At 64.8% G+C, this 13,996-nt stretch carries 13 protein-coding genes; 10 read left to right on the top strand and 3 right to left on the bottom strand.

All coding sequences use genetic code 11. From position 1 onward, the window contains the following. Positions 1 to 771, top strand: a 771-nt coding sequence (locus KIH79_RS11865) for a hypothetical protein (RefSeq protein ID WP_219059568.1), incomplete at its 5' end; no start/stop codon positions are given. Between the two features lie 217 nt (positions 772 to 988). On the opposite strand, the gene KIH79_RS11860 is transcribed toward KIH79_RS11865, so the two are convergent. Next, positions 989 to 2,047, bottom strand: a complete 1,059-nt coding sequence (locus tag KIH79_RS11860; protein ID WP_219059567.1) for a LacI family DNA-binding transcriptional regulator — start codon at positions 2,045 to 2,047, stop codon at positions 989 to 991. A 170-nt stretch (positions 2,048 to 2,217) separates the two neighbouring features. Between KIH79_RS11860 and KIH79_RS11855 the strand changes: the two genes are divergently transcribed. The 4 genes from KIH79_RS11855 (at position 2,218) to KIH79_RS11840 (ending at position 6,974) form a co-directional block, all read left to right on the top strand. Continuing rightward, entirely contained in the window at positions 2,218 to 3,264 is a 1,047-nt protein-coding gene (locus KIH79_RS11855; RefSeq protein WP_219059566.1) for a glycerophosphodiester phosphodiesterase family protein, read from the top strand. A 362-nt stretch (positions 3,265 to 3,626) separates the two neighbouring features. Next, complete coding sequence (locus tag KIH79_RS11850) at positions 3,627 to 4,568, top strand: carbohydrate ABC transporter permease (protein ID WP_219059565.1); 942 nt, start codon at positions 3,627 to 3,629, stop codon at positions 4,566 to 4,568. After that, a complete protein-coding gene (locus KIH79_RS11845) occupies positions 4,565 to 5,530 on the top strand; it encodes a carbohydrate ABC transporter permease (RefSeq protein WP_219059564.1) in 966 nt (321 codons plus the stop codon). Before KIH79_RS11850 ends, KIH79_RS11845 begins: the two co-directional genes overlap by 4 nt. A gap of 76 nt (positions 5,531 to 5,606) precedes the next feature. After that, positions 5,607 to 6,974 (top strand): ABC transporter substrate-binding protein, encoded by a 1,368-nt coding sequence (locus KIH79_RS11840; protein WP_219059563.1) that lies wholly within the window; start codon positions 5,607 to 5,609, stop codon positions 6,972 to 6,974. Between the two features lie 89 nt (positions 6,975 to 7,063). On the opposite strand, the gene upp is transcribed toward KIH79_RS11840, so the two are convergent. After that, a complete protein-coding gene (upp, locus tag KIH79_RS11835; RefSeq protein WP_219059562.1) occupies positions 7,064 to 7,705 on the bottom strand; it encodes a uracil phosphoribosyltransferase in 642 nt (213 codons plus the stop codon). A 406-nt stretch (positions 7,706 to 8,111) separates the two neighbouring features. Between upp and urtA the strand changes: the two genes are divergently transcribed. From urtA to urtE, 5 genes are all read left to right on the top strand, one after another. Continuing rightward, positions 8,112 to 9,413, top strand: a complete 1,302-nt coding sequence (urtA, locus tag KIH79_RS11830; RefSeq protein WP_033492596.1) for an urea ABC transporter substrate-binding protein — start codon at positions 8,112 to 8,114, stop codon at positions 9,411 to 9,413. A gap of 23 nt (positions 9,414 to 9,436) precedes the next feature. Further along, entirely contained in the window at positions 9,437 to 10,321 is an 885-nt protein-coding gene (urtB, locus tag KIH79_RS11825; protein WP_219059561.1) for an urea ABC transporter permease subunit UrtB, read from the top strand. A 42-nt stretch (positions 10,322 to 10,363) separates the two neighbouring features. After that, positions 10,364 to 11,566, top strand: a complete 1,203-nt coding sequence (gene urtC, locus KIH79_RS11820) for an urea ABC transporter permease subunit UrtC (RefSeq protein WP_219059560.1) — start codon at positions 10,364 to 10,366, stop codon at positions 11,564 to 11,566. A 40-nt stretch (positions 11,567 to 11,606) separates the two neighbouring features. Continuing rightward, the gene (locus tag KIH79_RS11815; RefSeq protein WP_236023837.1) at positions 11,607 to 12,554 is read left to right on the top strand and encodes an ABC transporter ATP-binding protein; all 948 of its coding nucleotides are present in this window, start codon (positions 11,607 to 11,609) and stop codon (positions 12,552 to 12,554) included. Between the two features lie 212 nt (positions 12,555 to 12,766). Beyond that, on the top strand, positions 12,767 to 13,468 hold the full coding sequence (gene urtE, locus KIH79_RS11810; RefSeq protein WP_236023836.1) for an urea ABC transporter ATP-binding subunit UrtE: 702 nt from the start codon (positions 12,767 to 12,769) through the stop codon (positions 13,466 to 13,468). Between the two features lie 194 nt (positions 13,469 to 13,662). Here the strand turns inward: urtE and KIH79_RS11805 are convergent. Continuing rightward, positions 13,663 to 13,996, bottom strand: a 334-nt coding sequence (locus KIH79_RS11805) for an Hsp20/alpha crystallin family protein (RefSeq protein ID WP_219059559.1), incomplete at its 5' end; no start/stop codon positions are given.

Genomic DNA, 13,996 nt, shown 5'->3' with positions numbered 1-13,996 from the left:
TACAATTCCGGCGGCTACCTGAGCGACGATCCTGCAAACGATGGCGCCTCCGCATGGATCCACGTCGCGGAAACCGGCGAACTCACCGGCACTCGGCCCGGCCGGCCGGACGGCAGCGGCTCCAAGCGCATGGTCCGCGGCTTCGTGCCCTACTCCGGCGAAAGCGCGCTCGGCTACTTCGGCGCCCTGCGCTCCGCCGCGTCGTTCGTCATGCGCGACCCGGACGACGGCGGCCTGCGCGGCTACGGCTGCGAGCTGATCGACGACGTGTGCGGTCGCGACTCGAATGACGCTCGTTCCGATGCTTGGAGCCGCGACGGCGACGTGCTGGCGGCAATCGCCGCAGGACTGTCCGGTGCATCGCACGGCGATGCCGTCGCAGTCACGAACGGGGAGAACCGACGTGCCGACGACTATGCGATCCGCCCGACCGACGGCCTGCGCGTGCGCTTCTTCGACACCGTGCACGACTGGGCCGTCAAGCTCGACCGCGACGCGCTCGCCGAAGTGCGGTGCGCGACGGTCGAGGCGGGCGACGAGAGCGTCCGCTCGACCGTCCGCCAAGTGACGCTCACGATTGACAACGTCACCGGCGATGCGCACGATGGCACACTGTCCCTCCGCATGCCTGCGGCCGGCACCTATCGGCTGACGGTCAACGGCGACGAGCAATCGGCGACCGCCGTCCAACTCGACGCCGACTGGCATCGCATCACGGTCCCGTTTCCCGATGCTGTCGTCAATATGGTCCACATCGTTGCCGAGTCGTGAGCGCAACTGCGTGTATGTCGTGTTGCTGGCGACGCTTGCGTGCCGCAACGCTCCCCCAGTCACGCTACGCGTGACAGCGTCCTGCAATTAAGGACTCGCTTCGCGAGCGTTATTGCTGGCTCGCCTATCGGCGAGCACAACGCCTAAAAACAGCCCACTGGGCTGTTTTCTATACGGCGTTGTCCTAGCCGAGGGAGCCGAGGCTCCGCCAGCATTATTACGCTTTGAGGGGGAGGGTGGATTCGCGCTGGCTGACGCTGCACGGCAGGTAGGTGACGCCGTGGTGCGGGTGGCCGTCGACCGCGTCGATGATCGTGCGCGCGGCCATGCGTCCGATCTCGTTCGTGCGGTTGCTGATGCTCGTGAGCTTCGGGCTGAGCCCCAGCACGATATGCGCCCAGTCGTCGTGGCCGATCACCGCCACGTCGCCCGGCACGTTCAGCCCGCGCTCCTTGAGCGCGTCCATGCAGCCCCATGCGATCGCGTCGCTCTGGCACACCACGCCGTCGAACTCGACGTGCTGGTCGAGCAGCAGTCGCGTCGCCGCGCGACCCCAATCGGCAGACCATCCGCCCGCGCGCACCGGGCCGACCGGCTGCAGTCCGGCCTGCCGCAGCGCGGCGCGCGCGCCCTGCACGCGATCGTGCGCGGCCTTGTACGCGTTCTCGCCGGCGATGATCGCGATCCGGCGCTTACCACACGAAATCAGATGCTCCACGGCCATGCGCCCCGCGCCGACGTTGTCGCACGTGATCGAACAGTCGGCCGGATCGGACGACGGCGCGTACGCGTACACGACCGGCACCGTCGCGTCCACGTCGATCGGCGGTCGCGGATTCGTGTCCTGCCCGACGATGATCAGGCCGTCCACGTTGCGCGACAACAGAAACTGCGCGTACGTCTTCTCCAGCATCGCGTCGCCGCGCGCGTTGCACAGCATCACCGAATTCGAACGCACGCCGAGCTCGTCCTCCACGCCCAGCAGGATCGGCGTCGAGAACACGCCCTGAAAATCGGAGGTGATCAGGCCGATCGCGTTCGACCGGCCCGTCGCCAGCGACTGCGCGGTGGCGTTCGGCTGGTAGCCCATGTCTTTCGCCGTCTGCTGGACGCGGGCGCGCGTGGCCGCGCTCACGCGCGTCACGTTGTGCATCGCCTTCGACGCGGTCGCTAGCGAAACACCGGCCGCGCGCGCCACGTCGGCGAGCGTGACCTTGCCGTTCGGCTTGTCGATCGGTGCCGGAGGCTGGGCTGCGGCGGTTGCTGAACTGGACATGATGGGAACCTCTTGGCTGGGTGGCCGCGCGCAGGCGGCCTTGCGCGCGAACGGGACTCACCCCATCATAACGGGCCGTGCGGCGGGCCGGTGAGGCGTTCCCGCGTTTGCCGCGCCCGTGGGATAGGCTCGGAGGCGTCAGCATACGGGTGACGCAAGGGAGGAATGCCATGTCATCCAACAAGTTCCTGAAGAACGTTCTGCTTGGCGGCGCGGTGGCCGCCGGTGCCGCGGCGTGGGCCATCCGTCCGCGCTCGTTCACCGACAAGCAGCGCAATTTCGTGCCGTCCGTGCCGAACGTGTGGTACGCGCACCGCGGCCTGCACGACGCCGGCTCGGGACTCACCGAGCAGTATCTGGTCGAAAGCGGCGAATACGTCGCCCGCGCCCGGCGCATGGCCATGAAGGCCGGCTACGGCGACCCGTCCGTCACCACGTCGATCGCGCCGGAAAACTCGCTCGCCGCGTTCGCCGCGGCCGCCGAGGCCGGCTACGGCATCGAGCTCGACCTGCAGCTGAGCGCCGACGGACAGGTCATCGTCGTGCACGATCCCGACCTGCTGCGCGTGGCCGGCGATCCGCGCCGCGTCGCCGATCTGACGTACGACGAGCTGACGCGCATCCCGCTGTTCCCGAACGATGCGCCGGGCACGGCCGTCGCGGCCGAGCTGCCGGGCGCGGACGATCCGGCGTCCGTCGTGACGCCCGCGAACGCTCCCGCCGGCTACTACCAGCACGTGCCGCTGTTCGCCGACGTGCTGAGCGTGGTCGCCGGCCGCGTGCCGCTGATCGTCGAATACAAGTTCGACGACAACGCCGTGTTCGGTCCGCGCGAGGAAGAGCTCATGGAGAAGGGCGACGCGCTGCTGCAGTCGTACGACGGCCCGTACGTGATCGAATCGTTCAACCCGCGCGCCGTGCAGTGGTACAAGGACCACCGCCCGGAAGTGTGCCGCGGACAGCTCTCGTGGCAGCCGGAGATCAACGGCGAGGGCGGCGTGCCGGAGTGGGCGGCGGGCCTGCTCGTGTTCGACTGGCTGTCGCGCCCCGATTTCGTGGCGTACGACTGGACGGGCGGCAGCAGCCCGCAGGTGCGCCTGGCTCGTGCGATGGGTGCCACGGCCGTCTCGTGGACCGTGCGCAGCAGCCACGAGCTCGACCAGTGCGACCAGTGGTTCGACCGTCACATCTTCGAGGCGTTCGTGCCCGAGCGCTGAGTGCGTCGCGGTCGCGAGAGAACTGAGTCATGGCAGAAAACGCTCGCTGAGAAGTCTCTCAGCGAGCGTTTTCTGCCACGCGGAGAGACGGGAAGGGCGGTTGCGGGCAGGGCACTAGCGTGTCGTCCGGGGAATGCAAATCGGCGGCGTGTGGACAACGCACGGGCAATGGACGATGGTGTCCCCATGAAATCGAGATGAACAGCGGACGACGTGGCCCGCCGGGACCTTGCGGACTTGTTAAGACGGTATGCGGAAGCCGATCCAAGGCTCCCGCCGAATCGCCGCCTTCGTCACAGACCAAGCATCGCTTTGAGAGATTTGAGATATCGGGCCGGCGATCGTTGGAAAGGTCTGAAATTATGTCTGCCGCCATCGCGCATCCCGGCACCGCGTCGGGCGGAACCCGGCAGGACGGGAAGAAACCGTTCGACGTCCGCTCATGGACGCCGCTGCTCTACCTGCTGCCCGCCATCGCCGTATTCGCCTGCTTCGTCGTCTACCCGCTGATCCGCACGTTCATCCTGTCCGCATCCGGCACCGACATCCTCGGCCGGCAAAGCCAGTTCGTCGGCCTGCGCAACTTCCAGCGCGTGTTCACCGATCCGGAATTCGGCAAGATCATGCTCAACACGCTGCTGTTCGCCGTGTACACCGTGGTGCCCACCATCGTGCTGTCGCTGATCATCGCGCTCATGCTCAACAAGGAATCCACCGTCAACCGCGTGTTCCGCACCGTGTTCGCGCTGCCGTTCGCCTATTCGGTGTCGGCCGCGTCCATCATCTTCTCCGCGTTCTTCAACCCGGCCACCGGCCTGTTCAACGCGATCGTGCAGAAGCTCGGCGGCCAGCCGATCGGCTGGCTCACCAGCTCGCAGTTCGCGCTGCCGGCCATCGCCATGACGACCGTGTGGATGAACATCGGCTACAACGTGCTCGTCCTGCTCGCCGGACTCGGCTCCGTGCCCGACGAGGTCGTCGAGGCGGCGCGTCTCGACGGCGCGTCCGGATTCCGCCTGCAGTGGTTCATCATGATCCCGATGATCATGCCGCAGGTGTTCTTCCTCATCATCACCGACACCATCCAGTCGCTCGAGAGCTTCGGCCAGATCCATGTGCTCACCAAGGGCGGCCCGGACTCGTCCACCACGACGCTCGTGTACGACATCTACATGCACGGCTTCGCCAACAACAGTTCCAATTTCGGTTACGCATCCGCGGAGGCGATCGTGCTGATCGTGGTGGTCGCGATCATCACGCTCATCCAGTTCACCACCGTGGGCAGGAAGGTCGACAACCAATGAGCGTCGCGACAACCACCACCATTCCCGCCAAGCCGAAGGCCATCAAGGCCGCCGCCGCGGCGGACGCCAAGGACACCAAGGAAATCCGCGCGGAACGGTCCAAGGCCAAGGCCAGCGGCCTCGCCGCGAACTTCTCGCACGCCCGCTACGTCGCGTCGAAGATTTTCGGTCTGCTCGTGCTCGTGCTGCTCGGCGTCATCGTCATCTTCCCGGTGTACTACTCGTTCGCCGGCACGCTCATGCAGCAGCAGGACATCGCCGCCTATCCGCCGGCCATCTGGCCGAAGCACGGCATCACGTGGGGCAATCTTGCCACGGCCGCGCAGATCATCCCGCTGTTCCGCCAGTACGTCAACTCGTTCGGCTCGACGCTGATCATCACCGTCGCGCAGGTGCTCACGTCCACGCTCGTCGCATATGCGCTCGTCGTGCTCAAGGTGCGCGGCGCGAGCGTCTGGTTCACGCTGTTCCTTGGCACGATGATGATCCCCGGCGAGTCCGTGATCATCCCGAACTATCTGACGATCTCGTCGCTAGGCCTGCGCAACACGTTCCTCGCGCTGATCCTGCCGTACCTGGCCAGCGGATTCGGCATCTTCATGATGTACTCGTTCATGCGGCAATTTCCGATGGAACTGGTCGAGGCCGCGCGCATCGACGGCGCGTCCAACCTGCGCCTGCTGTGGTCGATCGTGCTGCCGCTGAGCCGCCCGGCCATCGCGTCGCTCGCTATCTACACGTTCCTGACCCACTGGAACGGCTTCTTCTGGCCGCTGCTCGTCACCGAAACGCCGGAGATGCAGACCATCCAGATCGGCATCACGCAGCTGCAGTCGCCGGACAATTTCAACCCCGGACTGGTCATGGCCGGCGCGGTGCTCGCCGTCATCCCGACGCTGCTCATCGTCATTCTCGGCCAGCGGCAGATCGTGCGCGGCCTGACCGCAGGCTCGACCAAGTAAGCCGCGCGGCCGTGCGCAAACGGCAGCGCGGCCGCACATCATACGTGACATTTCCCAACTAACAAGAGAGGCAATCATGAACAAGACAATGCGTACGCTGGTGGCCGCCGCCGTGGCCGCCGGATCGCTGCTGGCCGTCGCCGGCTGCGGCAACGCCAACGCGAACGTCGCCACGCCGAAGGACTCCAGCGGCGCGGTCGTCGTGAACTTCTGGCATTCGATGTCCGGCACCAACGGACAGGTGCTCGACAAGCTCATCAGCAAGTTCAACGACGCGAACAAGGGCAAGATCGTCGTCAAGGGCACGTATCAGGGCCAGTACGACGACGCGATCACCAAGTACAAGTCCGCCGTGCAGTCGCAGTCCACGCCGACGATGATGCAGATCTACGATATCGGCTCGCGCTTCATGATGGACTCCGGCACGATCACGCCGATGCAGGACTTCATCGACAAGGACAACTACGACACGTCCGACCTGCAGCCCAACGTGGCCGGCTACTACACCGTCAACAAGAAGCTGTACTCGATGCCGTTCAACACCTCCATGCCGGTGCTGTACTACAACAAGACCATGTTCAAGCAGGCCGGACTCGACCCGGACAAGGCCCCGGCCACGCTGGACGAGGTCAAGGCCGACGCCGAGAAGCTCTCGAAGAAGAACGGCGGCCCCGCACAGTACGGCTTCAACGCCGCCGTCTACGGCTGGTACCTCGAGCAGGAGATCGCCGCGAACGGCGACCTGTACTGCTCGCCGGACAACGGCCGCGGTTCCGACCGCGCGACCAAGTTCACGTTCGACAACGACGGCGCGGTGACGTTCATGAAGTGGTGGAAGGGCATGATCGATGCCGGCATCTCCGGCAACACCGGCACCGACACCGACGCGGCGGTCAACGCGTTCGAGACCGGCTCGGTCGGCATCACGGTCGAGTCCACGGCCGATCTGGCCGGCATCATGGAGGCCGCCAAGCAGAAGGGCTTCGAAGTCGGCGTGGGCAACTACCCGAAGATCAAGAACAACGATTCCGGCCCGATCATCGGAGGCGCGTCGCTGTGGATCTCCAACGTGAAGCACTCCGACGAGGAGCAGCAGGCCGCGTGGAAGTTCATCAAGTTCCTGTCCGAGCCTGAGAACCAGGCCACGTGGCACACCGGCACCGGCTACTTCCCGACCTCGAAGAAGGCGCTGGAGACCGCGACCGACAAGCAGTGGCGCGAACAGTACCCGCAGTTCGACGTGGCCGTCAAGCAGCTCGCCGACACGAAGCTGACCTCCGCCACGCAGGGCTGCTCGGCCGGCGTGATGCCGCAGGCCCGCAAGGCCGTGGAAACCGCCGTGGAGAAGGTGTTCGAGGGCGCCGATCCGAAGACCGCGCTGAGCGATCAGGTCAAGGCCATGCAGACCACGCTCGACGACTACAACAATTCCGTGAAGCAGTGAGCTGAGCGGGGGCCAATAACACAAGTGGCGGTTTTCGTTCGCTGACGGATGTGTCAGTGAACGAAAACCGCCACTCGCGTATTTGTGGGTCAGTCGATGACGCCGTACAACCTATCGCCGGCGTCGCCCAGCCCCGGCACGATGTAGCACTTGTCGTTGAGCTTTTCGTCGACCGCGCACACGACGACCTTGAAGTCGATGGACGGGTCGATGTGCTCCTGCACGAACTGGATGCCCTCCGGCGCGGCGATGATGCACACCGCGGTGACGTCCTTGGCGCCGCGTTCGGCCAGATAGTGCGTGGCGGCGACGAGCGTGCCGCCGGTGGCGAGCATCGGGTCGAGGAGGAAGCACTGGCGGCCGGTCAGATCGTCGGGCAGACGGTTCGCGTAGGTGATCTGCTGGGTCGGGTGCTCTTCGTCGCGCTTCATGCCGAGGAAGCCGACTTCGGCGGACGGGATCATCTTGGTCATGCCGTCGAGCATGCCGAGGCCGGCGCGCAGCACGGGCACGATGATCGGGCGGGGCTCGGCGATGTGCTTGCCGACCATCGGGGCGACCGGCGTTTCGATCGGCTTGTCGACGACGTCGAGATTGCGGGTGGCTTCGTATGCCTCCAGCATAACGAGCTCGGAGACGAGCTCGCGGAAGGTGGCGGAGGAGGTGTTCTTGTCGCGCAGCACGGTGAGCTTGTGCTCGACCAGCGGGTGATTCAAAACAGTGAGTTCCATAGTTACCAAGCGTACCGCGAAACGGGGGAGCACACGTCGTCGCGCGGGGGACGTATGAGGCAGAGGCAAATGTGATCGTGCCTGCCATGTTCTCCCTCAATGGACGGCAATGGGTTTGACTACCCCTCAGTCACTGCGTGACAGCTCCCCTGCAATTAAGGACGGGCTGCGCCCGCGCCGCATTGGCTCGCCTGTCGGCTCGCACGTTGCCTGCAAGCAGCTCCGCTGTTTGCTTCACGGTAACGTCCTGACAAGGGGAGCTAAGTATTAGGGGGCGAATGCGTGCGTAACGTGTTCGTCACGATCGAGACGCGGACGAAACAAACGGGCAACCGAAAATCAACCATCCGCTGCCATTCTTGCTCTCGCTAACAAACGTAGGTCTTGCGCGAGAGGAAGAGAACGTATGGCCACACTATCTAAGGCGCGTGTGATCGCGCTGCTGTGCGCGGCGGCCGCGGTGCTGTCGACCAGCGGCTGCGGCTGGGGACGCACCGTCGCCGAAAAGGACGCGTTGGACGCGAACAGCACGACCGCGACCAGCGCGAAGTCGTCGTGCGTGGACACGTCCGGCGACACGATCAAGATCGGTTTCGTCAACTCGCTGTCCGGCACGATGGCGATCTCCGAGCAGACCGTCAGCGACTCGCTGCACATGGCCGTCGACGAGATCAACGCGAACGGTGGCGTGCTCGGCAAGCAGCTCAAGGTCGTCCAGCAGGACGGCAAGTCCGAGCCGGCCGTGTTCGCCGAAAAGGCCAAGACGCTGATCGAAAAGGAGTGCGTGGCCGCGGTGTTCGGCGGCTGGACGTCATCCTCGCGCAAGGCTATGCTGCCCGTGTTCGAGGCCGACAACGCGCTGCTGTTCTACCCGCTGCAGTACGAGGGCATGGAATCCAGTCCGAACATCTTCTATTCGGGCGCCGCGCCGAACCAGCAGATCGTGCCCGCGCTCGACTATCTCAAGGAAAAGGGCTACAAGAAGCTGTTCCTGGTCGGCTCCGACTACGTGTTCCCGCAGACCGCGAACCGCGTGGTCAAGGCGTACGCTGCGGGCAACGGCATGGAGGTCGTCGGCGAGGAGTACACGCCCATGGGCTCCACCGACTTCACCACGATCGTCAACAAGCTCAAGTTCTCCGGTGCGGACGCGGTGGTCAACACCCTCAACGGCGACTCGAACGTCGCGTTCTTCAAGGAGTACAAGGCGTCCGGCCTCAAGGCCGACACGGTGCCGGTGATCTCCATGTCCATCGCCGAGGAGGAGGTCTCCGCGATCGGCGTGGACAACGTGAAGGGCCAGCTGACCGCGTGGAACTACTACCAGACGCTCGACAGCGCGGAAAACAAGAAGTTCGTCAAGGACTTCAAGGCCAAGTACGGCGAGAACCGACCGACCTCCGACCCGATGGAATCCGCGTACACGTCCGTCTACCTGTGGAAGGGCATGGTCGAGAAGGCCAAGTCGTTCGACGTGGACAAGGTCAAGGCCGCCGCGGACGGCGTCACGTTCGACGCCCCCGAAGGCAAGGTCACGGTCGACGGCGAGAACCACCACATCTACAAGACCTCGTACATCGGTGAAATCGGCGACGACAAGCTCATCCACACCGTCTGGCAGTCCGACGGCCCGATCAAGCCGGACCCGTACCTGAAGACGTACGACTGGGCGAAGAGCCTGAGCGCCTCGAGCGAGAGCAACGAGTAACCGAGAGAGAAGGAACCCGAATCATGGATATGCTATTCCCGCAAATCGTGGCGGGCCTGTCGAACGGCTCGATCCTGCTGCTCGCCGCGCTCGGTCTGTCGCTGACGTTCGGTCAGATGGGCGTGATCAACAACGCGCACGGCGAGTTCATGATGGCCGGCGCGTACACCGCGTACGTGATGAGCACGCTCATCGGCAACAAGACGGTCGCGCTGATCGTCGCGCTCGTCGTCGGATTCGCCGTCTCCGGACTGCTCGGCCTGCTGCTCGACGTCGCGCTGCTCGAACGCATGCGCATGCGCCCGCTCGACACGCTGCTCGTCACGTTCGGCGTATCGCTCGTCCTGCAGCAGCTCGCGCGCGACATCTTCGGCGCGACGCCGGTGTACGCGTCCGCGCCGGAGGCGCTCACCAACCCGGTGACCGTGTTCGGCTACAGCTTCTCCGCCGGCCGACTGTTCATCTTCATCCTGTCGATCGTGTGCGTGGCCGCGCTGTACGCCGTGCTCAAGCTCACGCCGCTCGGCCGCCAGATCCGCGCGACGTCCGAAAACCGCGATCTCGCGGAGGTCTCCGGCATCTCGACCCGCACCGTCGACCACGTGACCTTCTTCCTCGGCTCGGGCATCGCCGGCATCGCGGGCGTGGCGCTGAGCCTGCTCAACTCGATCAGCTTCAACTTCGGCACCACGTTCATCGTGCAGGCGTTCCTGGTCGTCGTCGCGGGCGGCGTCGGCCAGCTCAAGGGCGCGGTGATCGCGTCGTTCGTGCTCGGCCTGTGCCAGTCGGCGATCGAACTGCCGACGTCCGCGTCGATCGGTCAGGTGGCCGTGTTCCTGATCGTCGTCGTGTTCCTGCAGTTCCGCCCGCAGGGACTGGTTTCGATCCGTTCGAGGAACTTGGCGTAGCGCGCGTTCGCCGTGCTCAGATAGAGACGTTTGGAGACGATTATGGCAAGCAAAAAGACTGTTTCCGGCGGCGCGTCCGCGTCGGCCGCGGGCGAGTTCTACGCCAAGTACAAGCCGTGGATCGGCACCGCGATCGCGGTCGTGCTGATCCTGCTCGCGCCGAGCGTGATGAGCGTGTACAACCTCGGGCTGCTCTCGAAGTACCTGTGCTACGCGATGGTCGCGGTCGGCATTGGTTTGGCTTGGGGTCAGGGCGGCATGCTGACGCTCGGCCAGGGCCTGTTCTTCGGCCTCGGCGCGTACGTGATGGCCATCCACATGAAGCTCTCGGACATCGGCCCCGGCCAGGTGCCGGACTTCATGGCTCAGTACGGCATCACCGAAGTGCCGGGCTTCTGGGAGCTGTTCCGCAACCCGGTCATCGCCGTGATCGGCGTGGCCGCCGTGCCCGGCGCGATCGCCGCGCTGCTCGGTCTGGCGGTGTTCGGACGCGGCGTGCGCGGCGCGTACTTCGCGATCCTCTCGCAGGCGCTCGTCGCCGCGTTCTCCGTGCTGCTTATCGGCCAGTCCAAGACCACCGGCGGCACGAACGGCCTCAACGACTTCAAGGGCTTTTTCGGCTACGACCTGACCGACGACGCGAACAAGCAGATGATCTTCTACATCTGCGCGTTCCTGACACTCGCCATGGTGCTCGTCGTGTGGTGGATCCGCCGCTCGTTCATGGGCGACCTGATCATCGGCGTGCGCGACCAGGAGAACCGCATGAAGTTCCTCGGCTACAACCCCGCGTCGATCAAGGTGTTCGCGTTCTCGCTCGCCGCGATGTTCGCCGGCATCGGCGGCGCGATGTTCGTGCCGGTCGTCGGCATCATCTCGCCGTCCGACATCGGCGTGACCCCGTCCATCCTCATGCTCGCCGGCGTCGTGATCGGCGGCCGCACCACCCTGCTCGGGCCGGTCGTCGGCACGCTGCTCGTGCGCTTCGCCGAAACGCAGCTGTCCGAGGCGTATCCGTCCGCGTGGACGTACATCGAAGGCCTGATCTTCATCCTCGTGATCGCGTTCGTGCCGATGGGACTCGGCCAGTTCAAGGGACTGTGGCCGTGGATCAAGGATCGGCTGGGGATCGGTTCGGCCGGGTCGGTTGCGGCCGCCGCCGCGTCCGCGTCCGTTGCGTCTGCGGGCGACGGTGGCGGTGACGTCAAGGCTGCGGCGTCTGCATCCGCCGCGGTGACGGCGTGAACGGGCCGGCTCGTGAGAACGAATGAGTGAGGAGCGAAACATGACGAACACTTCAACCCAGACCAAGCCCACGCCGGGTGCCGACTCGGCCCCCGCCTCCAAGGAGGATCTCGAGCAGCTGCGCGCCGAAATGGTGCAGATGCGCGACGAAGCCAAGCGTATGCGCGACGAGGCCGCGCAGATGAAAGCCGAAATCGTCGAGGAACGCGCCCGTCTGCACGACCAGCTCGCCGTGCTCGACGACCGCGGCGGCCAGTGGAACGACTATCTCGAAATCAAGGGACTGCACGTCGAATTCGACGGATTCGTCGCCGTCAAAAACCTCGACCTGACCGTCGAGCACGGCGACCTGCGCTTCCTGATCGGCCCGAACGGCGCCGGCAAGACGACCATCATCGACGCGATCACCGGACTCGTGCCGGCCAGCGGATCGGCCACGTTCCGCGGCGAACAGTTGCTCGGCAAGAAACCGAACGACATCGTCAAACTCGGCGTCGGACGCACGTTCCAGACCGCATCCGTGGTCGAGGAGCTCACCGTGCTCGAAAACCTGCAGCTCGCCGAAGGCTTCCGCAAGAAGGGACGCGACCTGTTCCGGCCCATGGGCGGCGTGACGCAGAACATCGAATACATGATGGATGTGTGCAACCTGACCGAGGACGCCACCAAGCCGGCCGGCATCCTGCCCCACGGCAAGAAGCAGTGGCTCGAAATCGGCATGCTGCTCGTGCAGGATGCGCACCTGCTCCTGCTCGACGAGCCCGTCGCCGGCATGACCCCGGCCGAACGCGTCGCCACCGGCGAGCTGCTCAAGCGATGCAGCAAGAACCGCACGGTCATCATCGTCGAACACGACATGGAATTCATGCGCCAGTTCGCCGACTCCGTCACCGTGCTCAACCAGGGCGAGATCCTCGCCCAAGGTTCGGTCGAAGACATCCAGAACAACGACGAAGTCGTGCGCATCTACCTCGGCGGAGGCGAATGATGGAGCGTCCTCTGCGTTGCTGGAGACTCGACGTACCTTCGTACGCCTTCGTCTCCCGCGCCTTGAGGCCGCACGCATCATTCACCTCCGCCCCGTTGCGGCGAATAAATCCATCCCCTTCTCGGTTCCCCTTGCCAGGGGAGCTGGCACGCGAAGCGTGACTGAGGGGTAGTCAGAAGCCACATTGCGGACAGCATAAGGAAAAACTCATCATGGCAATGCTTGAAGTGAAGAATCTCAACACCGGCTACGGCAAGGTGACCGTCGTCAACGACATCAGCTTCGACGTCGAGGCCGGCCAGTGGGTCAGCATCGTCGGCAACAACGGCGCCGGCAAGACCACGCTGCTCAAAGCTCTGCTCGGCCTGCTGCCGGTCACGTCCGGCTCGATCACGTTCGACGGCGCGGACATCACCAAGGCCGCTCCGAACCAGCGCATCCGCAAGGGCATGGCGTTCGTGCCGCAGGGGCAGCAGTCGTTCGGCACGATGACCGTCGACGAAAACCTGCACGTGGTCGCCGACCGCTACGGTTCCGAGGCGGCCGCCCGCTACGACGAGGCCGTGTCGATGTTCCCCGTCCTCAAGGAGTTCGCCGGACGCCGCGCGGGCCTGCTTTCGGGCGGCCAGCGCCAGCAGCTCGCCATCGCGCGTGCGCTCATCACCCGACCGAAGCTCATGATCCTCGACGAGCCGACCGAGGGCATCCAGCCGAACATCGTGGCCGAAATCCAGAAGGCCATCCGTACGATGGCCGAGGACAAGGGCATCGGCGTGGTGCTGGTCGAGCAGAAGGTGCAGTTCGCGGTCGAGCGCGCGGACAAGTACTACGTGCTCGCCTCCGGTCGGTTCATCGCCGCCGGCGAGGGTGGCCCGGCGCAGGTCGAGGCCGCCAAGGAGGCCATGCGCGTCTGACGCGTGTAGTGCCGCAGAATGCAAAAAGCGATAAGGCCGGATGACCGATTGGGGTCATCCGGCCTTATCGCTTGCCGAAGATATCGGGTTGACGTCCCGCAGCTGTTCGCTCACATCGAGGCATCGCGTATGCATGACGCTGCGAACAGGAGATGGTCGATCAATCTGTTGCCGCTTTAGCGGCGAAGCAGATATCAGCCTTCGATGGCGATCTGGTGCTTGGCTTCAACCTGCGGCTGGGCCTGCATCTTCGGAACCTGAATGCACAGCGTGCCGTTCTTGTACTGCGCGTGGATGTCGGACTCCTTGACGTCCTCGCCCACGTAGAAGCTACGAGAGCAGCTGCCCATGTAGCGTTCACGACGCAGCCACTTGCCGTCCTGCGCCTTGTCGTCATGGTTCTCGTCCTTGTGAGCCGACACGGTCAGATACCCGTTGTTCAGCTCAAGGGAAATGTCGTTCTTGTCAAAGCCCGGCATATCAATGTCCACGTCGTAGCAGTTGTCCTTCTCACGCACGTCCGTCGAC

Origin of the sequence: Bifidobacterium miconis, from assembly GCF_019331735.1 — a bacterium.
GTDB classification, from domain to species: domain Bacteria; phylum Actinomycetota; class Actinomycetes; order Actinomycetales; family Bifidobacteriaceae; genus Bifidobacterium; species Bifidobacterium miconis.
This window is presented reverse-complemented; position numbering and strand designations above follow the sequence as displayed.

Excerpts from the sequence above, each read along its gene's own strand:
- KIH79_RS11855 (WP_219059566.1), top strand. The coding sequence starts at position 2,218 with ATGTCATCCAACAAGTTCCTGAAGAACGTTCTGCTTGGCGGCGCGGTG.
- urtB (WP_219059561.1), top strand. The coding sequence starts at position 9,437 with ATGGATATGCTATTCCCGCAAATCGTGGCGGGCCTGTCGAACGGCTCG.
- KIH79_RS11860 (WP_219059567.1), bottom strand. The coding sequence starts at position 2,047 with ATGTCCAGTTCAGCAACCGCCGCAGCCCAGCCTCCGGCACCGATCGAC.
- urtE (WP_236023836.1), top strand. The coding sequence starts at position 12,767 with ATGGCAATGCTTGAAGTGAAGAATCTCAACACCGGCTACGGCAAGGTG.
- urtC (WP_219059560.1), top strand. The coding sequence starts at position 10,364 with ATGGCAAGCAAAAAGACTGTTTCCGGCGGCGCGTCCGCGTCGGCCGCG.
- upp (WP_219059562.1), bottom strand. The coding sequence starts at position 7,705 with ATGGAACTCACTGTTTTGAATCACCCGCTGGTCGAGCACAAGCTCACC.
- KIH79_RS11850 (WP_219059565.1), top strand. The coding sequence starts at position 3,627 with ATGTCTGCCGCCATCGCGCATCCCGGCACCGCGTCGGGCGGAACCCGG.
- urtA (WP_033492596.1), top strand. The coding sequence starts at position 8,112 with ATGGCCACACTATCTAAGGCGCGTGTGATCGCGCTGCTGTGCGCGGCG.
- KIH79_RS11840 (WP_219059563.1), top strand. The coding sequence starts at position 5,607 with ATGAACAAGACAATGCGTACGCTGGTGGCCGCCGCCGTGGCCGCCGGA.
- KIH79_RS11815 (WP_236023837.1), top strand. The coding sequence starts at position 11,607 with ATGACGAACACTTCAACCCAGACCAAGCCCACGCCGGGTGCCGACTCG.
- KIH79_RS11845 (WP_219059564.1), top strand. The coding sequence starts at position 4,565 with ATGAGCGTCGCGACAACCACCACCATTCCCGCCAAGCCGAAGGCCATC.